We start from the raw sequence: 23,481 nt of genomic DNA on the forward strand, positions 1-23,481 counted from the left end.
CCTCCCCCTCCGTCAGCGTAAGACGCTGACACCTCCCCCGTATGACGGTGGAGGGATTCGAGATAGGCTTCCGCAAACGGAGGAAGCCTGATGTCGGATTGGCAAAAGAAATACCAGCGCCTGTTGTTCGATCGCCCGCATCCCAAGGTGCTGCGGGTCACCATGAATCGGCCGGACAAATACAACGCCACCGACTCGATCATGCACACCGAGCTGGTCCACGTGTGGCGCGACATCGACGGCGACGACACGGTCAACTGCGTGATCATCCAGGGCGCCGGCGGCAAGGTGTTCTCGGCCGGCGGCGACTTCGACCTGATCGAGAACAACATCAAGGACTACAACGCGCTGCTGCGCACCTGGAAGGAAGCGCGCGACATCGTCTACAACGTGATCAATTGCTCCAAGCCGATCGTCTCGACGATGCGCGGCCCGGCCGTCGGCGCGGGCCTGGTCGCCGGCATCCTGGCCGACGTCTCGATCGCCTCGAAGAAGGCCAAGATCATCGACGGCCACACGCGGCTCGGCGTTGCGGCCGGCGACCATGCCTGCATCGTCTGGCCGCTGCTCTGCGGCATGGCCAAGGCCAAATACTACCTGCTGCTCTGCGAGGCAGTGGACGGCGAGGAGGCCGAGCGCATCGGCCTGGTCTCGCTCTGCGTCGAGGACGACCAGCTCGAGGCCAAGGGACTCGAAGTCGCGACCAAGCTCGCCGAGGGCGCGCAGACCTCGATCCGCTTCACCAAATACGCGCTCAACAACTGGCTGCGCATGATGGGGCCGACATTCGACGCCTCGACCGCACTCGAGATGCTGGGCTTCCTCGGCCCCGAGGTGAAGGAAGGCCTTGCCTCGCATCTCGAGAAGCGCAAGCCGAAGTTCGATCCGTACTCGCCGCTGTAAAGGGCTTGCAGATCGAGAAAGGATGAGGCCGCCGCGCCGAAGCTGTCATCCCGAGCGCAGCAAGGGATCTATGCTGCGGCCCCTAGATCCCTCGCTGCGCTCGGGATGACACCGGGTGTGCGGAAGCGCTTGATACGGGAGGAAGCAATGCGTGGATTGAACGGAAAGAACGTCATCGTCACGGGCGGCGCGGGGGCGATCGGGGGCGCGATCTGCCGGCACTTCGCCGGCTACGGCGCGCACGTCGGCGTGTTCGACAAGAATCTCGAGGGTGCGAAGAAGATCGCCGGCGAGATCGAGGGCTTCGCCTCGGGTGTCGACATCACCGACTACGCGGGCGTCGCCGAGGCCATCGCGCGGTTTGAGAAGGAGGTCGGGCCGACCGACGTGCTGGTGAACAACGCAGGCTGGGACCAGTTCGTCCCCTTCATCGACACCACACCCGAGCTCTGGAACAGGATCATAGCAATCAACCTGCATGGCCCACTGAACATGAGCCACGTCGTGCTGAAGGGCATGGTGAGCCGCGGCAGCGGCCGCGTGGTCAACATCGCCTCCGATGCCGGCCGGGTTGGCTCCTCACTCGAAGCGGTCTATTCGGCCTGCAAGGGCGGCATCATCGCCTTCACCAAGACCGTGGCGCGCGAGGTGGCACGCAAGGGCATCACCCTCAACACCGTCTGCCCCGGCCCAACCGACACGCCCCTGCTGGCGGCGGTCGCCGGCGCCGACGAACGCGGCCAGAAGATCCGCGCCGCTCTGGTCAGCGCCATCCCGATGAAGCGGGTCGGCCAGCCCGACGACATCCCCGGCGCCGTTTGCTTCCTGGCCAGTGAGGATGCCGCCTTCATCACGGGCCAGACGATCAGCGTATCGGGCGGCTTGACCATGCACGGTTAGGCGGCGGAAAGTCGCGCCATGCCCGAGCTGAACTGGCTGGTCGCGGCCTTTCCGAACTTCGTGCGCTACGTCGTCGTGGGCTTCGCTCTCGCCGGCCTCTTCCTCTGGATCTACGCACTGATCACGCCGTGGCGTGAATTCGCCCTGATCCGAACCGGCAACTCTGCCGCCGCGATCGCGCTGGTCGGCGCGCTGCTGGGTTTCTGCCTTCCGCTCGCCAACACCATCGCGCACTCTTCATCGCTGACCGACGTCGTGCTGTGGTCGCTGGTGGCGCTTCTCGTTCAGGTGGTCGTGCACCTGACGCTGCGCCTCACGATGCCCTATCTCAAGCAGGCGATCGAAGCCAATGAGTCGGCGTCGGGCATCACTGCCGGAGGCTTTTCGCTGTCCTTCGGCCTGATCAACGCGGCCTGCCTTACGTACTGACATGTCGATGCCCAATCCTAACGGTGGCAAGAAGCGCATGTCGCGAGGCGTCAAGCTCGCGCTCATGGGGGTGGGCGGCGCGGCCCTGCTTTATTCCTGCACACCGGCAATCGGCGGGCTTGGAGGACTTGGTGCCCTGCCCTTGCTCTGGGGCATGTCCAATCCATTCTATCGCGGACCTGTCGCCCCGAATTGCGGCCCGGCCGTGCCCGGCTCCCCGGCCTGTGCGCCGAGCCAGGCGGGCGCCAGCAGTGGCAGCAGCGGAACTGGCGGCTCGGGCTACCGCGGCGGCAGCTCCAGCTCGGCGACATCGACATCGTCGACCACGGGCAGTAGCTCGTCCGCCCAGTCGACCAGCTCGCGCGGCGGGTTCGGGAGCTCGGCCAGTTCGCACGGCTCGTCGGGTTCGTCCTGATGCGTCGCGAAGCGGTTTCGCCCCGTCCCGGCTGGCAGAGCAAGCTCGACCAGCTCGGCTTCGACTACTACATGCTCGACGGCAAGGCCTACTGGACCGAGCAGGCCTGCTATGCCTTCTCCTCCGACGAAGTCGACCAGCTCGAGGCGGCCACGGAAACGCTGCACGAGCTCTGCCTCGAGGCCGTCGAATATGTCGTCGCCAACAGGCTCTGGGAGCGCATGCGCATCCCACCGGCATGGGGCGATTACATCGAGACGGTATGGCGGCGCTCCGACCCGACGCTCGTCGGCCGCTTCGACCTCGCCTACGACGGCAACGGCCCGCCGAAGCTGCTCGAATACAACGCCGACACGCCGACCGCGCTCTACGAGGCCGCCGTCGTGCAATGGTACTGGCTGAAGGACGTGAAGCCCGACGCCGACCAGTTCAACTCGATCCATGAGCGACTGATCGAAGCCTGGCGCGGCATCCTGAAGCGGCTCCCGCCCGAGGCGCTGGTGCATTTCGCGCGCTTCGAGGATCAGCCCGAGGATCTCGCGACGTCGGAATACATGCGCGACACCGCCCTGCAGGCCGGCCTCGCCGGCAAGCCGCTGGCGGTGCCGCAAATCGGCTGGAACGGCAGGCGCTTCACCGATCTCGACGAGATGCCGATCCGGGTGATGGCCAAGCTGTACCCGTGGGAATGGATGGCGCGCGAGCAGTTTGGCGTGCATGTCCTGACCGACACCACGGCGTTCATCGAGCCGGCATGGAAGATGATCCTCAGCAACAAGATGCTGCTGCCGCTGTTGTGGGAAGGATTTCCGGGCCACGAGAACCTGCTGCCGGCTTTCGACACACAGCACGCCGATCTCGGTCCTGCCCATGTGAAAAAGCCGATCTTTGGCCGCGAGGGCCATAACGTCACCCTGGTCGGACCCGGCTTGTTCGACACTGCCGCCGGGAGCTACGGTGACGAGGGCTACATCTGGCAGACCTACCAGCCGCTGCCGGTGTTCGACGGCAACCATGCGGTGACGGGCTCGTGGGTGGTCGAGGGCAAAGCGGCCGGCGTGGGCATGCGCGAGGACGAGCGGCGCATTACCCACAACAACAGCCGCTTCGTGCCGCATTATTTCAGGTGAGGAGCGTTCCATGAGCGAGATCTGGATCCAGCCGACCGGCGGCGCACTCGGCGCCGATGTCCATGGTGTCGATCTGTCCCAACCGGTGAGCGATGCGACCTTCGACAGGATCGCCGAGGCCTGGAGCGAGCACCTCGTGCTCCGGTTCTCGGGCCAGAAGATCGACGACCACATGCTGATGAAGTTCAGCGCCCGCTTTGGCGATCTCGACCGCGTGCCGATCGCCTCGGCCGGCTTCGACCGCTCCAACTCCGGCGTGCCCAAGGAAGCCGAAGAATGGGTCGCGGTGATCGCCAGCGTGAAGAAGGACGGCAAGGCCGTAGGCGGGCTCGGCAGCTACGAGCTCGTCTGGCACACCGACATGTCCTACAACCCTCTGCCGCCGCGCGCTTCGCTGCTCTATGCGCTGGAGGTGCCGCCCGACGGCGGCAATACAGGCTTCCTCAACATGTACAGTGCCTACGAGACCCTGCCGGATCACCTCAAGCAGGCGATCGAAGGCAAAACCTGCATCCACGACTCGAGCCGCAACTCCGCCGGCGAGCTCCGCAAGGGGTTCCAGACCACGCACGACGTTCGCACCACGCCGGGCGCGGTGCATCCCCTCGTCCGGCTGCACCCAATCACCAATCGCAAGGCGCTGTTCCTCGGCCGCCGGCCGGGCGCCTACATCCACGGGCTGAGCGTCGAGGAAAGCGAGACGCTTCTGAACGCGGTGTGGGCGCACGCCACCCAGGAGCGCTTCGCCTGGTATCAGAAGTGGCGGATCGGCGACCTCGTGATGTGGGACAACCGCTGCGTCATGCACCGCCGCGACGCCTTCGATGAGAGCCTGCGCCGCCTGATGCACCGGACCCAGATCGTCGGCGAGCCGGTTCTCGCGGGATAATCCTTCGCTGGGGGCGCGCCACTCCAGTGGCGCGATTCATGATCCTGACGCGCCACTGGAGTGGCGCGCCCCCAGCGAAAGACGCTACCGGTATCCAGCCGCCTGCAGCTCGAACAGCTCTGAGTATAATCCCGGCCGCGCCACCAGCTCCTCGTGCGTGCCCTGCGCCTCGACCTTGCCGTCGGCCAGGACGAAGATCCGGTCGGCCATGCGCACGCTCGAGAAGCGGTGCGAGATCAGCACCGCCGTCTTGCCCTTGCTGAGCTCCTTGAAGCGCTGGAAGACCTCGAACTCGGCACGCGCGTCGAGCGCGGCCGTCGGCTCGTCGAGGATCAGCACCTCGGCCTCGCGCATGTAGGCGCGCGCGATCGCAACCTTCTGCCATTCGCCGCCCGACAGCTCGACACCGTTCTTGAAGCGCTTGCCGATCCGCTGCGCGTAGCCGCCGGGCAGCGCTTCGATCACCTGGTCGGCCTGGCTGCGTTCGGCGGCGCGTTCGATGCGGGCATGGTCGTTGCGCGCCTCGATTCGGCCGACCGCGATATTCTCTCCGGCCGTGAAGTTGTAGCGCACGAAATCCTGGAAAATGACGCCCATGCTGCCGCGCAGCGCCTCGAGGTCGTAGTCGCGCAGGTCATGGCCGTCGAGCAGGATGCGCCCTTCGTCCGGGTCGTAGAGCCGTGTCAGCAGCTTGACCAGCGTGGTCTTGCCGGCGCCGTTCTCGCCGACCAGCGCCACCACCTCGCCCGCCTTCAGGATGAAGCTGAGGTGACGCACCGCCCAGCGCTCGGCGCCGGGATAGATGAAGCCGACATTTTCGAATGCGAACCCTTCCTGGATGGGATGCGGGAACGGCCGGGCGTTGGCGGGCGACAGGATCTCCGGCCGGGTGCGCAAGAAGGAAAACAGGTCGTTCAGATACAGCGCCTGACCGGCGACGGACGAGAAGCTGAACAGGAGGTTCTCCAGCATCGTGCGCAGCCGCAGGAAGGAGCCCGACAGGAAGGTCAGGTCGCCGATCGAGAAATCGCCGTGCAGCGTGCGCCAGACGATGTAGGCATAGGCTGCGTAGTAGCCCATCGTTCCGACGGTGGTGAACACGCTGCCCCAGCCGGCGCGCCTTACCGCGAGCGCGCGGTTGGCGTCGTAGAATTCGCCGGCAAGCCGCCTGTACTGGTCGATCAGGAAGCCGTGCAGGCCGAAGATCTTCACTTCCTTGGCCGTCTCCACGCTCGCTGCGGTCTGGCGCACGTAGTCGAGCTCGCGGCGCTCGGGGGTGCGGCCGAAATCGAGCGTATAGGTCCGGGCGTTGAAGTGCGCCTCGGTCATGAAGGCCGGGACGAGCGCGACCGCGAGCAGCAGGATCAAAAGGGGCGCATAGACGAAGAGACCGACGATCAGGCTCGCGATGGTGAGGGCCTGCTGCGCCTGCGCGAAGAGCTGGCCCAGCAACGTGAGCCGTCCGCTGGTCTGCCGCCGCGCCCGCTCGAGCTGGTCCTGGAACTCGGCGTCCTCGAAATCCTCGAGGTCGAGCGTGGCCGCATGCTCCATCAGGCGTACGCTCGAGCCGTTGGTCACCTGCTCCGCCAGAAGGCCTTCGGTCAGGCCGACGAGCCGCAGCAGCACGTCCCCGACAACCGCCACGCCGAACTCGGCAAGCAGCAGCGCGCCGAGCCACGCCAGATGCCCGCTGTCCAGCCACGCCTGAAAGCTCACCGGCCGATCCGGCATCTGCACCAGATGCACGACATCGTCGATGATCAGCTTGCCGATATAGAGGCCGGCTATGGGGACCAGTGCGCGGACCAGCCGCAGCGCCAGCGCTCCCGCCATCAGGCGCGGGCTGATCTGCCAGACCATCGCCAGGAAAGGCCCCAGCGTGCGGAGCGCGCCGAAGCGCTCCCTGAACGTTCGGGGATTGGGAATCGACCGGGAATCGCTCATGGGACCGTCGGCGACGGTCTACGACATCCCCGGCATTTTGACGGCACTGTTTCGCCGCGCAGGCATCGGGTCCTCGAAGGCCCGCGGATAGCGGCTCGGCTGGGCCGAGGCCTTGTTCAGCTTCTCGAGCGCCTCAGCCGGCAGGCGCCAGCCGCCGGCGGCCAGCGTGTCCCGGAGCTGCTCGGCATTGCGCGCGCCGACGATGGCGCTGGTCATGTTTGGCTGGTCCATCACCCAGCGCAGCGCGACCTGGGCCGGCGTGCGGCCGACCTCCCTGGCGACATCGAACAGCACCTGCAGGATCTCTGCGTGGTTGGGCGCGAAGAAGCGGCTGTTGAAGCCCCAGCCCTCGGCCGAGCGCGTGCCCTGCACCTTGAGGCTGCCCGGCGTGTACTTGCCGGCAAGATAACCGCCGGCCATCGGCGACCAGGCGACAAGACCCAGGCCCTTGGCGGCACAGGCAGGCCCGACCTCCTCGTCGAGGTCCCGCACGACCAGGCTGTACTGCGGCTGGTAGCAGGAGAAGCCGACCCAGCCGTTGCTCTGGCTGATCCACATCGCCTCGATCAGCCGCCACGCCTCGTAGTTCGAGCAGCCGGTGTAGAGCACCTTGCCCTCGCGCACGAGATCGTCGAAAGCGCGCAGCATCTCGTCGAGCGGCGTCTGATGATCGACGTGATGGATGTAGTAGATGTCGATGTAGTCGGTCTGCAGCCGCTTCAGGCTGGCCTCGATCTGCTGCTTGATGTGCAGCCGCGACATCCCCGAATCGTTGGGCCGGTGGCCCATCGGATTGAACACCTTGGTCGCGACGATGGCGTCGTGTCGCCGCCCCTTCAGCGCCTCGCCCAGCATCGTCTCCGACGTGCCGCCGACGTAGGAGTTCGCCGTGTCGAAGAACGTCCCGCCGGCATCGAGCATGGCGCTCACCATGCGCGTGGCTTCGGCCTGGTCGGCGCCATTGCCGAAGGTCATGGTGCCGAGGCAGATCTCGGAGACCTTGAGGCCGGCACGGCCGAGGCGGCGGTAATCCATGAGCACATTCTTCCTCTGTCATCCTGAGCGCAGCGAAGGATCTAGCGCCAGGTCCGGCAACGTTCTCTGGTGTAGGCGTGAGGTCCTTCGCTTCGCTCAGGACGACTATAGGCCCAGCATCGCCTTCGCCAGGACGTTCCTCTGCACCTCCGACGAGCCGCCGTAGATCGTCGTCTTGCGCGTGTTGAAGTAGCGCGGCGAGACGTCGTCGACATACTCGCCGCCGACCGGGACGACGTTGCTGTCGTAGTTGCGCAGCTCGGTGAAGGGCGTGCCGTACCAGCCGACCGCCTCGACGGCGAGCTCGGTGACCTTCTGGCCGACCTCGGTGCCGCGCATCTTGACGATCGAGGCCTGGGTGCCGGGATTGTCGCCGGTCTTCATGCTCGAATAGAACATCAGCTCGTTCATCTCGACGGCGTCGATCTCCATCTCCAGCGCCGCCATCTTCTCGCGCCAGTTCCGGTTCTCCGACAACGGCGCGCCGGCATCGAGCTGTGTATGCGCCAGCTCCTTCAGATGCCGGAAGGCCTTGCGCAGGCGAGGCCCAAAGGCCTGCCCGCCGCGCTCGAACTCGAGCAGGTACTTGGCGTAGGTCCAGCCCTTGTTCTCCTCGCCGACCCTGTTCTCGACCGGCACCTTCACGTCGGTGAAGAAGACCTGGTTGACCTCGTGCCGCATCGGCGTACGCGTGCCGTCGACGAGGTAGATCGGATCGACCTTGATGCCGGGCGTCTTCATGTCGATCAGCAGGAAGGAGATGCCCTCCTGGCGCTTGCCCTCGTTCGAGGTCCGCACCAGGCAAAACATCCAATCGGCCCAATGGGCGTTGGTGGTCCAGATCTTCTGACCATTGACCACGTAGTGGCCGCCCTTTAGCTCGGCGCGCGTACGCAGGCTGGCGAGATCGGAGCCCGAGCCCGGCTCCGAATAGCCCTGGCACCACAGCTCCTCGGCGGCCGCGATCTTCGGCAGGTAGCGCTTCTTCTGGGCGTCGCTGCCGTACTTCATCAGGACGGGCGCCACCATCTTGATGCTGAAGGATGACAGATAGGGCGAATCGGCCCGCGCCATCTCCATCTCGAAGATGAACTTCTGGGTCGAGTTCCAGCCCGGTCCGCCGTATTCCTTGGGCCAGTTCGGGCAGAGCCAGCCGCGGTTTGCGAGCTTCTTCTGCCACTGCAGCAGCCGCTCCTTCGACACGTGGCTGGTACGGCTGCGGCGGCTCTCCTCCGCCACCTCCGGCGGCATGTTGGCCGTGATCCAATCGCGCACTTCCTTCTGGAAGGCGAGTTCCTCGGCGTTGAAGGCTAGGTCCATTTCAGTGCCCTTCTTGTCATCCTGAGCGAAGCGAAGGATCTAGCGCTTGCCCAGGCGGCGTTCTGTGAAACTGGCGTGAGGTCCTTCGCTGCGCTCAGGACGACAAGATTAGAGGCCCAGCATCACTTTCGACATGATGCCGCGCTGCACCTCGGACGAGCCGCCGTAGATCGTCATCTTGCGGCCGTTGAAATAGCGCGGCGCGAGCACATCGACGCCCTCGGGACCGATCGGCTCGACATTGGCGTTCCAGGCGCGCTGCTCGGGGAACGGTTGGCTGTAATAGCCGGCCGCCTCGACGGCGTACTCCTGGACCTGCTGCATGACCTCGGTGCCGCGCAGCTTGATCATCGACGACAGCGGCCCCGGGTTCTGGCCCGAGGCGAGCTTGGAATAGAACTCCATCTCGAACATCTCGAGGCCGGAGATCTCGATGTCCATGCGGGCGAGCTTCTCGCGCCACGCCGTGTCGGCCATGATCGACTCCTCGCCGTCCGGCATCGACTGCGCCAGGCGCTTCAGCCGCTCGAAGCCAGAGCGGAGCCGCGGGCTGTAGGGATTGCCGCCGCGCTCGAACTCGAGCAGGTACTTGGCGTAGGTCCAGCCCATGTTCTCCTCGCCGACCCGGTTCTCGACCGGCACCTTCACGTCGGTGAAGAAGACCGAGTTGACCTCCTGCGTGCCGGCGCGGTTGCCGTCGGCGGTGATGATCGGCTCGACCGAGATGCCCGGCGTCTTCATATCGATCAGCAGGAAGGAGATGCCCTCCTGCCGCTTGCCCTCGTTCGAGGTCCGCACCAGGCAGAAGATCCAGTCGGCGGTCTGCGCCAGCGTCGTCCAGGTTTTCTGGCCGTTCACAATGTAGAAGTCGCCCTGCCGTTCCGCCTTGGTGCGCAGCGACGCGAGGTCGGAGCCCGAACCTGGCTCGGAGTAGCCCTGGCACCAGATCAGGTCGGAATTCAGCATCGGCGGCAGGTGACGCTTCTTCTGCTCGTCCGAGCCGTACTTCATGATCACCGGCGCGCACATCTTCGGGCCGAACGGCGAGGTGCCTGGAGCCCCCGCCTTCGCCATCTCCATCTCGAAGATGTATTTCTGCGTCGTGGTGAAGCCCGGGCCGCCGAATTCCTTCGGCCAGCCCGTGCACAGCCAGCCCTTCTTCGCCAGCCGCTTCTGCCAATCGATCAGCCGTTCCTTCGGCATGTAGGCGTTCCGGCCGACCTTGATCTCGCCCATGATCTCGGGCGTCAGGTTCTCCTTCAACCAGTCGCGCACTTCCTGCTGGAAGGTCAGTTCTTCCTTGCCGAACGTCAGGTCCATCTGGGGCTCCTTTGGGCCGGGAAAGTACCGCGTGCGGTTCCGTCCCGTAAAGCGGCTGGCCGCTCAATCGGACCGATGAACGAGAGGGCGAATTCGCAGGATGCGTTGGTCGGCGACGGCTATGGCCAGTACCTGATCGTCCGAGGCGCCTGCCGCTGTCTCAGCGATGGCCACAAAATCGTGGCCGGCGGTGCGGAGGCGAGCCACTACAATGGTCGCGATATTCTCGTCCACAAGAGCAACTCCACCGTGATGCGTGTCCCCTCGATGCACGGTTTGCCCATCATGACGGTAGGGTCGACGGAGATGCGTGAGCTTGTCATTGGAGCATAATAGCGGAGGCACCCTCCCAGACCAACCCGCCCCAACCAGGAGAGCAGCATGGTCAAACGCATTCGCCGCGTCGTCACCGGACACGACAAGGACGGCAGATCGGTCTTCGTCATGGACGGCAAGGCGCCGAACATCCTCGAGATGGCGTCGATGCCGGGCGTGGCGCTCACCGATCTGTGGCGAACCAAAACCGCGCCGGCCTCGAACAGCGGCAACGCGGATGCCGCGAGGGGCAAGATCAAGCTCGAGCCGCCGGCCGAGGGTACGATCCTGCGGATCGTCGAGTTCCCGCCCGACACGAAGTGGCGCAAGTCGGCCAATGCCGCCAAGGCATTCAAGTCGATCGGTGCCGGCGGTGCGCCGGACCACGCGTCGGGGGACGCAATGATGCATGCGACCGCGACGGTCGATTACATCATCGTGCTGAAGGGCGAGATTTGGGCGATCCTGGACAAGGGCGAGAAGCTCCTGAAGCAGGGCGACATCCTGATCCAGCGCGGCACCAACCATTCCTGGAGCGTTCGCACCAAAGAGCCGTGCGTGGTCGCCGCCGTGCTTGTCGGTGCCAAACCGGCCGGACGGCTTGCCAAGACTGCGAGGCAACCGAAGGCGAAGATGCAGACACGTTGAGGCTGCATTTCTACCGAAACGCGAGACGATTTGCCGCTTGCAATGGACCGGATCGTGGGCCCGGTATTGCTATGAGTGAGGCGTGGGATCTACGCGCGTCGGGGAAAATGTCTGACCTACCATTGCTTCGATTTCTCAGGCGCTGCCATGGCGAGTTTGCACCGAATTCCAGCGGCAAGCTGGCGGACTATATCCCGGAACTGACCAAGGCCGATCCGGCCCATTTCGGCATCTGCATCGCCACGGTCGACGGCTACGTCCACGAGATGGGCGACAGCCTGGTGCCTTTCACCATCCAATCGATTTCGAAGGCCTTCGTCTTCGCGATGGCGCTCGAGACGGTCGGGGCCGAAGAGGTGGAAGCGACGATCGGCGTCGAACCGAGCGGCGATGCCTTCAATTCGATCCGGCTGAATGCCGCCAACCGTCCGTTCAACCCGATGGTCAATGCCGGCGCGATCGCCTGCTCGGGCCTGATTTGCGATGCCGAAGGCAGCGGCGCCTTCGAGCGCATCCTGCAGGAACTCTCTCGTTTCGCCGGCCGGAAACTGGCCTACGACCGCGCGGTGTTCGAATCGGAGCGGGCAACCGGCGACCGCAACCGGGCGATTGCCTACCTGCTGCGAACGCATGGCGTCCTGAAATGCGAGGTCGACCAGGCGCTCGACGTCTACTTCCGGCAGTGCGCCGTGCAGGTGACTGCCCGCGACCTCTCGATCATGGCCGCAACGCTGGCCAACAACGGTGTAAATCCGGTGACCGGCGAGTCGGTGCTCTCGCCCTATGTGGTCGCCCGCACCCTTTCGGTGATGGTGAGTTCCGGCATGTACGACTATGCCGGCGAATGGGGCTACCGGATCGGCATACCCGCCAAGAGCGGCGTTGGCGGGGGGATCGTCGCCACGCTGCCCTCCCAGCTCGGGCTCGGGATCTATTCGCCGCTGCTCGACTCGCACGGCCATAGCGTGCGCGGCGTGCAGGCATGCGAGGCCCTGTCCTCCCACTTCGACCTGCACCTGCTCAACCGCATTGCCGACGTCCGCACCTGCGTCGGAGCCGCCTATGATCTGGGCGGTGTCTCCTCACGCCGCAGTCGACAGCCCGGCGAACAGAAGATCCTCGACAGGTACCAGACGAGCGGCATCACGCTCGAGCTCGGCGGCGCGATCAATTTCGGCAGCATGGAATATGTCTCGCGACGCCTTGCCGATGCGAAGGGCCGCGCCATTCAGGCCATCGTCGATTTCCGCCGGGTGTCCACCATCAGCCATGCCGCCGTCCGCCTGCTGGAAGACAGCCTCGACGGCATGGCCGCGGCCGGCGTCACCGTCACTCTGTCCGGCACAGCGCACATGACGACGTTCTCCGCAACCGTCGATTCGTGGCTCGCGCGCGTGCCCAAACTGCGCAAGGCGGCGCTGCTCGATGAAGCGATCGAGTGGGCGGAAGACCAGATCATCTACCTCCACGGCGGGTACGACAGGCTGCACGAGCGGGCCGCTCTCGGCGAGCAGGCACTTCTCGACGGACTATCCGCCGAGGAGGTCGAGGTGCTGGCCGCCGCGATGGACAAGCGAAGGTTCCAGCCGGGAGAGCGGATCATCTCCGCGAACGAGGCCGCGTCCTCGATCCTGTTCATCCTGCGCGGCATGGTCAGCGTCAAGCTGGAGAGCGGCGTGCGCCTCGCCACCCTCGTCGCCGGCATGGCGGTCGGTGAAATGGCCTTGCTGGAAACCTATCGCAGCGCCGACGTCTGGGCCGATACGCGCGTCGATTGCCTGGAACTTTCGCTCGACGCCTACGCGCACTTCCGCGAGACCCATCCGCAAGCCAGCGAGCGCATCATACGCAACCTTGCTGCCCTGCTCGCCCGCAAGCTGATCGTCGCCAACCGGAAGATCGATGCGCTCGTGTCGGATTGACGCGAGCGCATCGCGATGACGATCAGGCCACCTTCTTTGCGAGATGGGGGAACATCGCCAGCCGCGCCGTCTCGTCCATCTCGGTCTTGAAGGTGTACTTGTCCTTGAGCGCGAGGGCTTTCACGGCCGCTGGCCGCGCGCTGATCTCGGCGAGATGGCGTTGCAGGTTCGGGAACTGCGTGGGCGCCTCGGGTCCCAGCACGAACGGGATCAGGCGAGACCAGCCCCACACCGCCATGTCGACGATTCCGTAGGCGTCGCCCACCATGTACTTCTGCTTGCCGAGGCGCGCATCGAGGATGCCCCAGTGGCGCTGCGCCTCGAAAGTGTAGCGGTTGACGGCATAGTCCTTGGGCTCAGGCGCGAAGTTCCGGAAATGCACCGACTGGCCCGAATAGGGCCCGATGCCCGACGCAACGAACATCAGCCACGACAGGAGCTGGCCGCGATCCGATGACTTGGCAGGCAGGAACTTGCCCGTCTTTTCGGCGAGATAGAGCAGGATGGCATTGCTGTCGAAGACGATCTCGCCGTCATCGACGATCGCCGGCACCTTGGCGTTCGGATTGATCGCCAGGAATTCCGGCTTGTGCTGATCGCCCTTGCGGGTGTCGATCGGCACGATCTCGTAGGGCAGGCCCATCTCTTCGAGGCAGAGCGCAACCTTGGCCGGGTTGGGTGCGGTGTTCCAATAGAACTTGATCATGTCTGCTTACTCCATCTTGAGGCGTTGATCGGTCGGGAGACCATACGTGCAGAGCTTGTTCTGCCAATCGGCGAACAGCAAGGCCGACGATACAACCCGCAACGACCAAGGCTATTCCGCTTTGGCGCCCGACTTCTTGATGATCGGTTCCCAGAATGCCATCTGGTCGTCGAAATATTTCTTGGCCTGCTCGGGCGTGGACTGGATCGGCTCGATGGCGAGCTCAGCCATCCGCTTCACCACGTCGGGATTTCTGAGGGCCTCGTTGAAGGCCGCGTTCAGCTTGTCGATGACGGGACGCGGCGTCGCCGTCGGCGCCTGCATCACGTACCAGGTATTGATCGCCATCTTGAAGCCCAGGGCCTGCTCGACCGTCGGCACGTCCGGCAACTGCCGCATGCGCTTGTCGGCCATCACCGCCAGCACCCGGAGCTTGCCGCTGTCGAGGAAGCCCTTGCTGGAGCCCAGCGTGTCGACCTGGAAGGCATGCCGGCCGGCAATCGTGTCGATCATGCCCGGCGCCGAGCCGCGATAAGGCACGTGAAGCGCCTCGACCCCTGCCTTTTCAAGCAACAGGAACCCCGCGAGGTGGATGATCCCGCCATTGCCCGAGGAAGCGTAGGAATGCTTGCCCGGCTCCTTCTTCAGCAGGGCGATCAGCTCGGGCAAGGTCTTGGGACCTTCGGCAGGCCCAACGACGATCAGAGGCACGCTCGCCACATAAGCCACACCCGTGACGGCATTGACGACATCGTAGCCCAACGCCTTGCCGTAGAGTGCCGGCGTAAGCGCGTTGGTCGAGGGCGCCATCAGGATCGTGTAGCCGTCGGGGGCGGAACCGGCGACCATCGCGGCGCCGATGTTGCCACTCGCGCCCGCCTTGTTCTCGACCACGACCGATTGACCAAGGATCTGCGAGAGGTGGGGCTGCAGGATGCGGGCGACGACGTCGGTCGGCCCGCCGGCTCCGGCCGGCACCACGAGGCGAATCGGCCGGTCCGGATAGCCCGCCTGAGCGGCCGCGGGCCAGGCGGCAAGCGAAGCCGTTCCGGCCAAGACCGCTCGGCGCCCCAATCGAATCGTCATGTTTCCTCCCGTTTGCGCAACTGTACGGTCTATGCTGGCCTGCAACGGAAGAAAATGGGGAAACGTCATGGCCAACCGCATCAATCGCGCCATCGAGCTCCTGGAAGCCGATCAGGCGATCTACTACGATGGCCCGCACACCGGACACGTGCTGACCTACGATCAGGGCCGCGCCGACGCCAAGACATGGGCCGACTACATCAACGTCGGCATGGAGCACGGCGCCTTCGACATGACCGGACTCGAGAACTACATGCGCGGCCTGCTCGACGGCGGGCCGACGCGCTCGGGCCACCGGACGCCGACGGTGATCGTCGAGGCACCGGTCAACGGCACCGACGGACCGAACGTCACCTTCAACGCCTGGCAGTTCCGCCAGATCCTCGCGCGCGGCGCCCACGGCATTCTGCTCTGCCAGGCGGAGTCCGCCGACGCGGTGAAGGGGTTCGTGCGCGCCTGCCGCTTTCCGCATCACAAGACCGGCACCGACACGCTGGGTGGCGGCACGCGCGGCCGCGGCTCCGAACCGACGGCGGCGCCGATCTGGGGCCTGACTCAGGAGGAATATTTCGACCGTGCCGAGCCCTGGCCGCTCAGCCCGACCGGCGAATTGCTGCTCGGCGTCAAGATCGAAAGCCCGGCCGGCGTCGCCAATGCCGACGAGATCCTCGCCGTACCGGGGCTGGGCTTCGCCGAGCTTGGACCAGGAGATCTCGGCCTCGCGCTCGGCTACACCACGCTGCAGCGGCGTCCCTACCCGCCGGAGATGGAAGCGGCGCGAAAGAAGGTCTTCGCCGGCTGCCGCAGGAACAAGCTTGCCTTCCTCGAGGGTGCCACGCCGGACAAGATCGCCGCCAGCCTCGACGAAGGCGTGCGCGTCATCTCCGGCCACAATCCCGAGTCCGCCAAGGTCGGGCGGGCGCACCAGAAGCGCACGATGCCGGTCTGAACATCAGGTGCAGCGATGAAGAGTTGGCCGACGATCGGTGGTGAACTGTCCGAATATGTCGATGACAACTGGCTGCGCGACAACCCGCTGAAACGGCGCCTGCGCGAGGAGACGGCCAGGCTGCCCCAGGCCGGCATGCAGATCTCCGCCCATCAGGGCCAGCAGATGGCCCTGCTCGCCCGCGCGATCGGCGCCAGGCGCGCCGTCGAGGTCGGCACCTTCACCGGCTATTCGGCGCTCTGCGTCGCAGGGGCCTTGCCGCCCGACGGCAAGCTCTGGTGCTGCGACGTGAGCGAAGAGTGGACCCGCATCGGCCGGTCCTACTGGAGAGAAGCGGGCGTCGAGGGCCGGATCGAGCTCACCATCGGTCCAGCGCTGAAGACGCTGGATTGGCTGTTGGCTCAAGGCTTGGGCGGGCAGCTCGACATGGCTTTCATCGACGCCAACAAGAACGACTATGACGCCTACTACGAGCGCTGCCTCAGGCTGCTGCGTCGCGGCGGCCTGATCCTATCGACAACGTTCTATGGGGCGGCTCTGTCGTCGATCGCAAGGACCAAAGCGAGGACACCAAGGCGATCCGCGCGCTCAACACAAAGCTCAGGAACGATGAGCGGGTCGACCTCACGTTGCTCGCCGTCGGCGACGGCATGACCTGCGCGCTGAAGCGGTAGCCCTCGAAAGCTGCTCATCGTCTTGCTGGGAGCGCGGGTTTCCAGACCCGCGCTCCCAGCAAGAGATTGAAAGCTGCGTCAAGCGTTGCCGAAGATTGGATGCTTGACCTTGTCGCCTGGCTTGATGCCGAGCAGTGCGGCGCTGCCGCCGTTGATCTCGAGCACGGCGCGCACCGGATAAAGACTGGGGATGGCATCGGTCGAGAGCGGCACGGCGTTGGCGTGCACATGCTTCACCGTGCCGTCGCCGGCGATGAACACCATGTCGAGCGGGATCAGCGTGTTCTTCATCCAGAAGCTGACCGGCATCTCCTGGAAGAAATCAAACAGCATGCCTTCGTAGGCACCGAGCTGCTTGCGGAACATCAGCCCGCGCGAGCGCTCGGCGTCATTGGTCGCGAGGTCGACCTCGAACCTGAGGTCGCGCCCACCGGCCACGATCGTCAGCGACGAGCGCTTGAACTGGACGTCCGCAGGCTGGGCGCGCGCGGCCACGGCCGCGAACATCAGCGGAGCAGCGAAGATGAACCGGCGACCGACCGGCCGCGACACCACTTGAAACGCCATGGTCGCCTTAGTGCGCGACCAGACCCGTGGAGGTCAAGCGCCTCGGATTTCGACGACCTGCAGGCCCTTCTGCCCCTCGGCGATGCGCACCATCACCTTCTGGCCCGGTGCCAGCGATTCCATGCCGTGCCGTCGCAGCACCGCAGCGTGGACGAAGATATCCCCGTCCGTCGCTTCACGTGTGACGAAGCCGTAGCCGCGTTCGTTATTGTACCACTTCACCAGGGCGGCGATGTAGTCGCCCATGGCAATGCCTTCTGGCGCGGGCGGAGGCTTAGGCGTGGTTGCGACGGCAGTCGACGAATCAACGTCGAGCACCTTCATCACCTGCCAGCCCTTGGGCCCGCGGACACCAGCACATAACACCGTAGCGCCTGGCTTGAGATCCTCATGCCCGGATTGCCGAAGTGTCGTCACGTGCAGGAACGCGTCGCTGTTGTCGCTTTCGAGGGCAAGAAATCCATAGCCCTTTACGGCGTTGAACCACTTTACCTTACCACGCAGCTCAACCGACCCGACGTCCCCGCCTTGCTCTCCCTGATGGGTCGTCATTCAACGATCCCTCTTGTTATCCTGAAATCCTATCAGTCCGGTTGGCGCGCGCAACACTTGTGAACATTTGAAGTCGTAAGATAAACGAAAGGTTGAGGCACGGGGGAAGACAGCGATGTTCAGAAACGACCTGTTCAAGGGCAAGCGATTCCTCGTCACCGGCGGCGGCACGGGACTTGGCAAGATCATGATGGAGCGTTTCGTCGAGCTCGGCGCGGATTGCGTGATCTGCGGCCGCCGTGGCGGCGTGCTCGAGGAAACCGCCAGGGAGATCATGGCCAGGCATCCTGGCCGCCGGGTCGACACATTTACTGTCGACATCCGCGTCGCGACCGCCGTCGAGGAGATGATCGGCGAAATTTGGGCGGGCGGACCGCTCGACGGGTTGGTCAACAATGCTGCCGGAAACTTCATCTCGCAGACCAAGGACCTCAGCCCACGCGCGTTCGATGCGATCGCCAACATCGTGCTGCACGGCACCTTCTACATGACCAACGCCTGCGGCAAGCGCTGGATCGCCGAGCAGCGCAAGGCCAGCGTCATCAGCATTCTCACGACGTGGGTGTGGACCGGCAGTCCCTTCGTGGTGCCGTCGGCGATGTCGAAGGCCGGCGTCGCGGTGATGACGCAGAGCCTCGCCGTCGAATGGGCGCGGCACGGCATCCGCCTCAATGCCATCGCGCCCGGCCCCTTTCCCACGGAAGGCGCATGGGCGCGACTCAATCCGATGAAGGACGACGACGACGATCGCTACAAGGTGCGCAACCCGATGGGCCGGGTCGGCCGCCCGGGCGAGCTCGCCAACATGGCGGCGTTCCTGATGAGCGACGAGGTCGAGTACATCAACGGAGAGGTGATCGCGATCGACGGCGGCATGGGCATCATGGGCAACGGCACGTTCTCCAGCATGATGGCCTACAGCGACGACGACTGGCGCCGCATCCGCGAACAGATCCAGTCGACCAACGCCGCCGACAAGGCGAAGCGGTCGTGAGCTCTCATGCTCCTCCTTCCTACCAAGGGGTGAAGCGGCGAGGAGGTATTCAATGAGGAGGCACCGCAGTCGGATTTGATGCAAGCGCAGGATGGCCGCGCTTTTAATGCACTGCAGCATACACAGTCGCGAAGCACAGGGCTCGTGCAGCACTGTGGCTTTTGAGCATCACATCGACGGAATCCGATGTCGGTTCGCATTGACCCGATGCCGTTCGCCGCATTTGAGCCAAACTGTAATGGTGTTTGTGGGTTCCCGGTTCATCAGCCCAGGTTCGGAACGAGCTGCCCGCGTGTTGTCCAAGTTGAAGTCGCTCTTGCTCGCCGTCGCCGCGCTTGTTGGTTGCGCGGGTGGGGCCACGGCGCAGTCCGTCGAGCTTCGCCAGTGGCGCGGCTCGGCAGCAGTCGTCCGCCAGCCTGAGCAGGTCATGGCGTACACCATGGCCGAATGGCGTAGCCTGTGGACGCGCGTCGGCGCCAATCCTCCCGATTTGTTCGAGCCGGGACGCACGAATGCGATCGGTATCTTTCTCGGCATGCGCCCCGGTCCCTATTCGATAAATGTGCTCTCGGCCAGTCGCCGCCGTGATCGCATCATGGTGGTGTTCGAGGAGCGCGGACCGTCCGAGACGATGGTTGCCCAGCACGCTCCGCCTCCGCCAATGCAATCGGCGCCGCGGTCGCTTTTCGCCGGCCCGACCTTCGGCGGTGCGCCTGCCGCGGGCTTCGTCGCTCCGGGAGCAACGTCCAGTCTCGCCCCCCCGCCTCCTCCGGCTGGCCGCGCCCCTCAAGGACCACCGACCTCGCCGTGGGCGATCGTGCTGATCAACCGCACCGATCTGCCGATCACGGTCGAGCAACGGCTTTATCGATAAAAGTCCTTTCCTCCCCTTGGCGGATCCCGCGCAGGGGAGGTGTCGGCGTCTTACGCCGATGGAGGGGTCATTGCTCATGACCCCCTCGCGGATTACCGCGCCGCCTCCCCCGCTTCGCGAGGGAGGAGAACTTTATGGGCGCCTTTAACTAATGCGAGTGCCTCGGCACGCCCTTGGTCTGAGCGATCCTCTGGTAGTTGACTGCGAAGTCGAGGCAGGCGCCGGAGGCGAGCTGGCCGACAAACTTGCGCTGCAGCTCCTGCCACGGAGTCTGGCTCTCCTTGATGTGCGGTTTCCAGGCCGCGCGGCGCTTCGCCAGCTCCTCGTCGGAGATCATGATGTTGGCGGTGCGCTTGCCGATATCGACCCTGACCTTGTCTCCGGTCACGAGCAGCGCCAGCCCGCCGCCGACCGCAGCCTCGGGTGAGGCATTCAGGATCGAGGGGCTGGCCGACGTCCCGCTCTGCCGGCCGTCGCCGACGCAGGGCAGCAGCAGCACGCCGCCCTTCACCAGCCGGTCCGGCGGCAGCATGTTCACCACCTCGGCGGCCCCCGGATAGCCGACCGGGCCGGTGTAGCGGATGAACAGGATGCTGTTCTCGTCGATCGGCAGGCTCGGATCATTGATCCGGTGGTGATAGTCCTCGGGCCCCTCGAACACGATCGCCGTGCCCTCGAAGGCGTCCTTGTCGCCGGCTTTCTCGAGATACTTCTGCCGAAACTCGGACGAGATCACCGAGGTCTTCATGATCGCCGAGTCGAACAGGTTGCCCGACAGCACGGCGAAGCCCGCCTGCCCCAGCATCGGCTTGTCGTAGCTCTTGATCACCTCGCCATCGGCCTGCTTGGCCGTCTTGAGGTTCTCGGCGTAGGTCTTGCCCGTTACCGTCAGCGCATTGCCGCGCAACTTGCCCTTGGCCATCAGCTCGGCCATCACGGTGGGCACGCCGCCGGCGCGATGGAAGGCCTCGCCGAGATACTTGCCGGCCGGCATGCAGTTCACCAGCAGCGGGATGTCGTAGCCGATCCTGTCCCAGTCGGCGTTGTCGAGGTCCACGCCGATATGGCGCGCGATCGCGTTGACGTGCGGCGGGCAGTTGGTCGAGGCGCCGAGCGCGCTCGCCGCCACGATCGCATTCTCGAACGCCTCGCGAGTCAGGATGTCGGACGGCTTGAGGTCCTCCCATACCATGTCGACGATCCGCTTGCCGGTCTCGTAGGCCATCTGGCCGCGCTCGCGATACGGCCCGGGAATGGCCGCGCAGCCGGGCAGCGACAGGCCGAGCGCCTCGGCCATGCTGTTCATGGAGAGCGCCGTCCCCATGGTGTTGCAATGGCCGACGCTCGGCGCGCTGTCCGCAACCCATTTCAGGAATGTCTGCAGGTCGATCCGGCCGGCGGCGAGCTCCTGGCGCGCGTACCAGACGATGGTGCCGGAACCCGCGAGCCCGCCAGCGTAATGGCCGTCGAGCATCGGCCCACCCGACAGCACGATCGACGGTATGTTGACCGTGCAGGCGCCGGTGATCATGGCCGGCGTGGTCTTGTCGCAGCCGGTGGTCAGCACGACGCCGTCGAAGAAATAGCCGTACAGACTCTCGACCAGGCTGAGATAGGCGAGGTTGCGGTCAAGCGCCGCGGTCGGCCGCTTGCCGGTCTCCTGGATGGGATGGACGGGAAACTCGATCGGGATGCCGCCGGCGTCGCGGATGCCGTCGCGCACGCGGGTCGCGAGGTCGAGATGGTGCCGGTTGCAGGGAGACAGGTCGCTCCCGGTCTGGGCAATGCCGATGATCGGCCGGTTGCTGTGCAACTCGCCAAGGGTCAGGCCGAAATTCATGTAGCGCTCGAGATAGAGCGCGGCCATCGTCGGGTCGCCCGGCGCATCGAACCATTCGCGGCTGCGCAGGCGGCGTTTGCCGTTGGCTTTGTTGTCGGCGGCCATCTCGTTCCTCCACGGTTTCGGTGACCCTAACCCAATGAACACCTCTCCCGCCATCGTCTCCATCGGCGAACCGCTGATCGAATTCAATCGGCCCAGGGACGGCGACGGCCGCACCTGGCTCCAGGGCTTCGGCGGCGATTCACAGAACGTGGCGATCGCCGCTGCACGCCAGGGCACGAGCGCGGGCTATCTCACCAGCCTCGGACAGGACTGGATGGGCGACGCCTTCCTCGAACTGTGGAAGAGCGAAGGTGTCGACGCTTCGAAGGTCGGCCGCCATCCGACCGCGCCGACCGGCGTGAACTTCGTCACCCACGGCCCGGCCGGCCACAAGTTCGATTACCTGCGCAGGAATTCCGCCGCGTCGCTGATGACGCCTGCCGACGTGCCGAAGGACTACATCGCGGGCGCGGGCTTCCTGCATCTATCGGCGATCAGCCAGGCGATCAGCGAAACGGCCCGCGCGGCCTGCGATGCGGCAATCGCCGCCGCGCGGGCATCGGGCGTCAAGGTGTCCTACGACACCAACCTGCGCCTGAGGCTGTGGGACCTCGAGACGGCGCGCGCGAAGATCCACGCCACCATCCCGCTTTGCGACGTGGCGCTGCCGAGCCTCGACGATTCCCAGCAGCTCACAGGGCTGTCCGCCGCGGAGGACATCGCCGATTTCTACCTCGATCTCGGCGCGCCGATGGTCGCGCTCAAGATGGGCAGCGAAGGCGCCCTGCTCGCCCTGCCCGGCCGGCGCATCCGGATCGCGCCGCATCGCATCGACGCGCTCGACGCCACGGGCGCCGGCGACACGTTCGACGGCGCGTTCCTCACCCGGCTGCTGGAAGGCGACGACCCGGAGGCCGCGGCACGCTACGCCAACGTCGCCGCCGCGCTGTCGACACTGGGCTACGGCGCGGTGACGCCGATCCCCCGCCGCGAGGCGGTGCTGAAGCACTTGTGATGCCGGGAGCGCAGCTCCCCAGCACTTCAGCGGCGCTGCGTCGCCCATGATCCGCGCGGCATGAGGGCCGCGACGAACCGCTTGAACACCACCATCTGCTGGCCGAGCCAGCCGCGTCCGTTGTCGGCATCGATCCGGGGATCGTCGACGCCGGTCGGTCGCGGCATATCGCCGAAGCGCGCCGTGCCGAAAAGCATGTCCCATACCGGCAGGACCGGCGCGAAATTGTGATCATGGATATGCGGCTGGGCGGCATCGGCCAGCGCGTGGTGCAGCCGGTGGAAACGCGGCCCGACCAACAGCCGCTCGCCCAGCCGGCCGAAGCTCATGTCGACATTGGCATGCGACCAGCTCTCGACCATGCGCCCGACCATCAGGATGAGCACGAAGTCGTCGGGCTGCACGCCGACGAACTGCGCGAACACCGCCAGCACCAGATTCACCAGCAGATCGTCGATCAGGTGGTTACGGTCGTCCGTCCAGACGGTCACGCGGCGCTGACTGTGATGCAGGCTGTGCAGCGCCCACCACCAGCCGAAGCGATGCTGCGCGCGATGCACCCAGTAGGCGGCGAAGTCGTAGAGCGCGAAATAAACCAGGAACGACAGGAAGGCGCTGTCGTACAGGCCCGGAACCAGCCGTTCGAGCCGCGGCGGCGTGAAGCCGAACACCCTCACCAGATGCTCGATCTCGTTTGTGATCGGATAGGCGAGCACGAAGACCAGCAGCGGGATGACGCCGAGCTTGTTGAGCAGCGTGTAGACCCGGTCCACGCCGACCAGCCGCGCCTCGCCGCGCTCGACACCCCAGCGGCGCTCCAGCGGGCGCATGACCAGCAGGATCACCAGGATCTGGACCACCCCCAACATGAAGAACTCGACCGCGTTGAAGGCCGGCTCGAACCACTCCATCAGGCTGAGCGAGAACAGCACCGGGCTGACAAAGGTCTCGAACAGCCAGGTCTGGACACCGACCCAGAGATCGATTGCCGGGCGCACCATCGGCTTCG

23 protein-coding genes and 1 pseudogene are annotated in these 23,481 nt (G+C 65.3%); 12 read left to right on the plus strand and 12 right to left on the minus strand.

Annotated features, from left to right (window positions below; translation table 11 throughout):
* Nucleotides 1-90: 90 nt before the first annotated feature.
* From ACQY8M_RS26180 to ACQY8M_RS26200, 5 genes are all read left to right on the plus strand, one after another.
* The gene (locus ACQY8M_RS26180) at nt 91-903 is read left to right on the plus strand and encodes an enoyl-CoA hydratase/isomerase family protein (protein ID WP_428661822.1); all 813 of its coding nucleotides are present in this window, start codon (nt 91-93) and stop codon (nt 901-903) included.
* 147 nt (nt 904-1,050) lie between these two features.
* Entirely contained in the window at nt 1,051-1,803 is a 753-nt protein-coding gene (locus tag ACQY8M_RS26185; protein WP_428661825.1) for an SDR family oxidoreductase, read from the plus strand.
* Between the two features lie 18 nt (nt 1,804-1,821).
* Nucleotides 1,822-2,232 carry a DUF350 domain-containing protein gene (locus ACQY8M_RS26190; RefSeq protein WP_428661828.1) on the plus strand — a complete coding sequence of 137 codons (411 nt, stop codon included), beginning with the start codon at nt 1,822-1,824 and terminating at the stop codon, nt 2,230-2,232.
* A 414-nt stretch (nt 2,233-2,646) separates the two neighbouring features.
* Nucleotides 2,647-3,777, plus strand: coding sequence for a glutathionylspermidine synthase family protein (locus ACQY8M_RS26195; RefSeq protein WP_428661831.1), 1,131 nt, complete (start codon nt 2,647-2,649; stop codon nt 3,775-3,777).
* A 10-nt stretch (nt 3,778-3,787) separates the two neighbouring features.
* Nucleotides 3,788-4,666 (plus strand): TauD/TfdA dioxygenase family protein, encoded by an 879-nt coding sequence (locus tag ACQY8M_RS26200; protein ID WP_428661834.1) that lies wholly within the window; start codon nt 3,788-3,790, stop codon nt 4,664-4,666.
* A gap of 84 nt (nt 4,667-4,750) precedes the next feature.
* Here ACQY8M_RS26200 and ACQY8M_RS26205 read toward each other — a convergent pair whose 3' ends face one another.
* The 6 genes from ACQY8M_RS26205 to ACQY8M_RS26230 all read right to left on the minus strand — a co-directional run bounded on the left by ACQY8M_RS26205 (nt 4,751) and on the right by ACQY8M_RS26230 (nt 10,752).
* On the minus strand, nt 4,751-6,610 hold the full coding sequence (locus ACQY8M_RS26205; RefSeq protein WP_428661837.1) for an ABC transporter ATP-binding protein: 1,860 nt from the start codon (nt 6,608-6,610) through the stop codon (nt 4,751-4,753).
* Nucleotides 6,611-6,628: 18 nt separating this feature from the next.
* Nucleotides 6,629-7,645: an aldo/keto reductase gene (locus tag ACQY8M_RS26210; RefSeq protein WP_428661840.1), complete on the minus strand. Its 1,017-nt coding sequence runs from the start codon at nt 7,643-7,645 to the stop codon at nt 6,629-6,631.
* A 105-nt stretch (nt 7,646-7,750) separates the two neighbouring features.
* Nucleotides 7,751-8,965, minus strand: coding sequence for an acyl-CoA dehydrogenase family protein (locus ACQY8M_RS26215; protein WP_428661843.1), 1,215 nt, complete (start codon nt 8,963-8,965; stop codon nt 7,751-7,753).
* 108 nt (nt 8,966-9,073) lie between these two features.
* The gene (locus ACQY8M_RS26220) at nt 9,074-10,285 is read right to left on the minus strand and encodes an acyl-CoA dehydrogenase family protein (RefSeq protein ID WP_428661846.1); all 1,212 of its coding nucleotides are present in this window, start codon (nt 10,283-10,285) and stop codon (nt 9,074-9,076) included.
* 63 nt (nt 10,286-10,348) lie between these two features.
* On the minus strand, nt 10,349-10,558 hold the full coding sequence (locus tag ACQY8M_RS26225) for a DUF5615 family PIN-like protein (protein WP_428661849.1): 210 nt from the start codon (nt 10,556-10,558) through the stop codon (nt 10,349-10,351).
* A complete protein-coding gene (locus ACQY8M_RS26230; protein ID WP_428675490.1) occupies nt 10,492-10,752 on the minus strand; it encodes a DUF433 domain-containing protein in 261 nt (86 codons plus the stop codon). The genes ACQY8M_RS26225 and ACQY8M_RS26230 overlap by 67 nt, the downstream gene beginning before the upstream one ends.
* Here ACQY8M_RS26230 and ACQY8M_RS26235 point away from each other — a divergent pair.
* Entirely contained in the window at nt 10,667-11,248 is a 582-nt protein-coding gene (locus tag ACQY8M_RS26235; protein WP_428675620.1) for a cupin domain-containing protein, read from the plus strand. The genes ACQY8M_RS26230 and ACQY8M_RS26235 overlap by 86 nt on opposite strands.
* Nucleotides 11,249-11,319: 71 nt before the next feature.
* On the plus strand, nt 11,320-13,170 hold the full coding sequence (glsA, locus tag ACQY8M_RS26240; protein ID WP_428675492.1) for a glutaminase A: 1,851 nt from the start codon (nt 11,320-11,322) through the stop codon (nt 13,168-13,170).
* 22 nt (nt 13,171-13,192) lie between these two features.
* Here glsA and ACQY8M_RS26245 read toward each other — a convergent pair whose 3' ends face one another.
* Both ACQY8M_RS26245 and ACQY8M_RS26250 read right to left on the minus strand, forming a co-directional pair.
* On the minus strand, nt 13,193-13,876 hold the full coding sequence (locus tag ACQY8M_RS26245; RefSeq protein WP_428661852.1) for a glutathione S-transferase family protein: 684 nt from the start codon (nt 13,874-13,876) through the stop codon (nt 13,193-13,195).
* Nucleotides 13,877-13,987: 111 nt separating this feature from the next.
* Entirely contained in the window at nt 13,988-14,962 is a 975-nt protein-coding gene (locus ACQY8M_RS26250) for a Bug family tripartite tricarboxylate transporter substrate binding protein (RefSeq protein WP_428661855.1), read from the minus strand.
* Nucleotides 14,963-15,029: 67 nt separating this feature from the next.
* Here ACQY8M_RS26250 and ACQY8M_RS26255 point away from each other — a divergent pair, with 67 nt between their 5' ends.
* On the plus strand, nt 15,030-15,911 hold the full coding sequence (locus ACQY8M_RS26255) for an aldolase/citrate lyase family protein (protein ID WP_428661858.1): 882 nt from the start codon (nt 15,030-15,032) through the stop codon (nt 15,909-15,911).
* Nucleotides 15,912-16,046: 135 nt separating this feature from the next.
* Nucleotides 16,047-16,585 (plus strand): annotated as a pseudogene (locus tag ACQY8M_RS26260) (O-methyltransferase).
* Nucleotides 16,586-16,663: 78 nt separating this feature from the next.
* On the opposite strand, the gene ACQY8M_RS26265 reads toward ACQY8M_RS26260, so the two are convergent.
* Together ACQY8M_RS26265 and ACQY8M_RS26270 are read right to left on the minus strand one after the other, a co-directional pair.
* Nucleotides 16,664-17,152 (minus strand): DUF192 domain-containing protein, encoded by a 489-nt coding sequence (locus ACQY8M_RS26265; RefSeq protein ID WP_428661861.1) that lies wholly within the window; start codon nt 17,150-17,152, stop codon nt 16,664-16,666.
* A gap of 33 nt (nt 17,153-17,185) precedes the next feature.
* Nucleotides 17,186-17,704, minus strand: a complete 519-nt coding sequence (locus tag ACQY8M_RS26270) for a cold-shock protein (protein WP_428661863.1) — start codon at nt 17,702-17,704, stop codon at nt 17,186-17,188.
* 115 nt (nt 17,705-17,819) lie between these two features.
* On the opposite strand from ACQY8M_RS26270, the gene ACQY8M_RS26275 reads away from it, so the two are divergent.
* Both ACQY8M_RS26275 and ACQY8M_RS26280 read left to right on the plus strand, forming a co-directional pair.
* Nucleotides 17,820-18,698: an SDR family oxidoreductase gene (locus tag ACQY8M_RS26275; RefSeq protein ID WP_428661866.1), complete on the plus strand. Its 879-nt coding sequence runs from the start codon at nt 17,820-17,822 to the stop codon at nt 18,696-18,698.
* 292 nt (nt 18,699-18,990) lie between these two features.
* Nucleotides 18,991-19,572 (plus strand): hypothetical protein, encoded by a 582-nt coding sequence (locus tag ACQY8M_RS26280; RefSeq protein WP_428661869.1) that lies wholly within the window; start codon nt 18,991-18,993, stop codon nt 19,570-19,572.
* Nucleotides 19,573-19,720: 148 nt separating this feature from the next.
* Here the strand turns inward: ACQY8M_RS26280 and ACQY8M_RS26285 are convergent, their stop codons facing one another.
* Nucleotides 19,721-21,517 (minus strand): IlvD/Edd family dehydratase, encoded by a 1,797-nt coding sequence (locus tag ACQY8M_RS26285; RefSeq protein WP_428661871.1) that lies wholly within the window; start codon nt 21,515-21,517, stop codon nt 19,721-19,723.
* Between the two features lie 34 nt (nt 21,518-21,551).
* Between ACQY8M_RS26285 and ACQY8M_RS26290 the strand changes: the two genes are divergently transcribed.
* Nucleotides 21,552-22,472: a sugar kinase gene (locus ACQY8M_RS26290; protein ID WP_428661873.1), complete on the plus strand. Its 921-nt coding sequence runs from the start codon at nt 21,552-21,554 to the stop codon at nt 22,470-22,472.
* A gap of 26 nt (nt 22,473-22,498) precedes the next feature.
* On the opposite strand, the gene ACQY8M_RS26295 is transcribed toward ACQY8M_RS26290, so the two are convergent.
* A complete protein-coding gene (locus ACQY8M_RS26295; protein ID WP_428661876.1) occupies nt 22,499-23,473 on the minus strand; it encodes a sterol desaturase family protein in 975 nt (324 codons plus the stop codon).
* Nucleotides 23,474-23,481: the final 8 nt, after the last annotated feature.

Source organism: Reyranella sp. (genome assembly GCF_965279465.1).
In the GTDB taxonomy this organism is placed as follows: Bacteria; Pseudomonadota; Alphaproteobacteria; order Reyranellales; family Reyranellaceae; genus Reyranella.

Excerpts from the sequence above, each read along its gene's own strand:
- ACQY8M_RS26250 (WP_428661855.1), bottom strand. The coding sequence starts at position 14,962 with ATGACGATTCGATTGGGGCGCCGAGCGGTCTTGGCCGGAACGGCTTCG.
- ACQY8M_RS26220 (WP_428661846.1), bottom strand. The coding sequence starts at position 10,285 with ATGGACCTGACGTTCGGCAAGGAAGAACTGACCTTCCAGCAGGAAGTG.
- ACQY8M_RS26215 (WP_428661843.1), bottom strand. The coding sequence starts at position 8,965 with ATGGACCTAGCCTTCAACGCCGAGGAACTCGCCTTCCAGAAGGAAGTG.
- ACQY8M_RS26205 (WP_428661837.1), bottom strand. The coding sequence starts at position 6,610 with ATGAGCGATTCCCGGTCGATTCCCAATCCCCGAACGTTCAGGGAGCGC.
- ACQY8M_RS26185 (WP_428661825.1), top strand. The coding sequence starts at position 1,051 with ATGCGTGGATTGAACGGAAAGAACGTCATCGTCACGGGCGGCGCGGGG.
- ACQY8M_RS26190 (WP_428661828.1), top strand. The coding sequence starts at position 1,822 with ATGCCCGAGCTGAACTGGCTGGTCGCGGCCTTTCCGAACTTCGTGCGC.
- ACQY8M_RS26255 (WP_428661858.1), top strand. The coding sequence starts at position 15,030 with ATGGCCAACCGCATCAATCGCGCCATCGAGCTCCTGGAAGCCGATCAG.
- ACQY8M_RS26285 (WP_428661871.1), bottom strand. The coding sequence starts at position 21,517 with ATGGCCGCCGACAACAAAGCCAACGGCAAACGCCGCCTGCGCAGCCGC.
- ACQY8M_RS26235 (WP_428675620.1), top strand. The coding sequence starts at position 10,667 with ATGGTCAAACGCATTCGCCGCGTCGTCACCGGACACGACAAGGACGGC.
- ACQY8M_RS26270 (WP_428661863.1), bottom strand. The coding sequence starts at position 17,704 with ATGACGACCCATCAGGGAGAGCAAGGCGGGGACGTCGGGTCGGTTGAG.
- ACQY8M_RS26275 (WP_428661866.1), top strand. The coding sequence starts at position 17,820 with ATGTTCAGAAACGACCTGTTCAAGGGCAAGCGATTCCTCGTCACCGGC.
- ACQY8M_RS26195 (WP_428661831.1), top strand. The coding sequence starts at position 2,647 with ATGCGTCGCGAAGCGGTTTCGCCCCGTCCCGGCTGGCAGAGCAAGCTC.
- ACQY8M_RS26200 (WP_428661834.1), top strand. The coding sequence starts at position 3,788 with ATGAGCGAGATCTGGATCCAGCCGACCGGCGGCGCACTCGGCGCCGAT.
- ACQY8M_RS26230 (WP_428675490.1), bottom strand. The coding sequence starts at position 10,752 with ATGTTCGGCGCCTTGCCGTCCATGACGAAGACCGATCTGCCGTCCTTG.
- ACQY8M_RS26265 (WP_428661861.1), bottom strand. The coding sequence starts at position 17,152 with ATGGCGTTTCAAGTGGTGTCGCGGCCGGTCGGTCGCCGGTTCATCTTC.
- ACQY8M_RS26210 (WP_428661840.1), bottom strand. The coding sequence starts at position 7,645 with ATGGATTACCGCCGCCTCGGCCGTGCCGGCCTCAAGGTCTCCGAGATC.
- ACQY8M_RS26295 (WP_428661876.1), bottom strand. The coding sequence starts at position 23,473 with ATGGTGCGCCCGGCAATCGATCTCTGGGTCGGTGTCCAGACCTGGCTG.
- glsA (WP_428675492.1), top strand. The coding sequence starts at position 11,320 with ATGAGTGAGGCGTGGGATCTACGCGCGTCGGGGAAAATGTCTGACCTA.
- ACQY8M_RS26180 (WP_428661822.1), top strand. The coding sequence starts at position 91 with ATGTCGGATTGGCAAAAGAAATACCAGCGCCTGTTGTTCGATCGCCCG.
- ACQY8M_RS26290 (WP_428661873.1), top strand. The coding sequence starts at position 21,552 with ATGAACACCTCTCCCGCCATCGTCTCCATCGGCGAACCGCTGATCGAA.
- ACQY8M_RS26245 (WP_428661852.1), bottom strand. The coding sequence starts at position 13,876 with ATGATCAAGTTCTATTGGAACACCGCACCCAACCCGGCCAAGGTTGCG.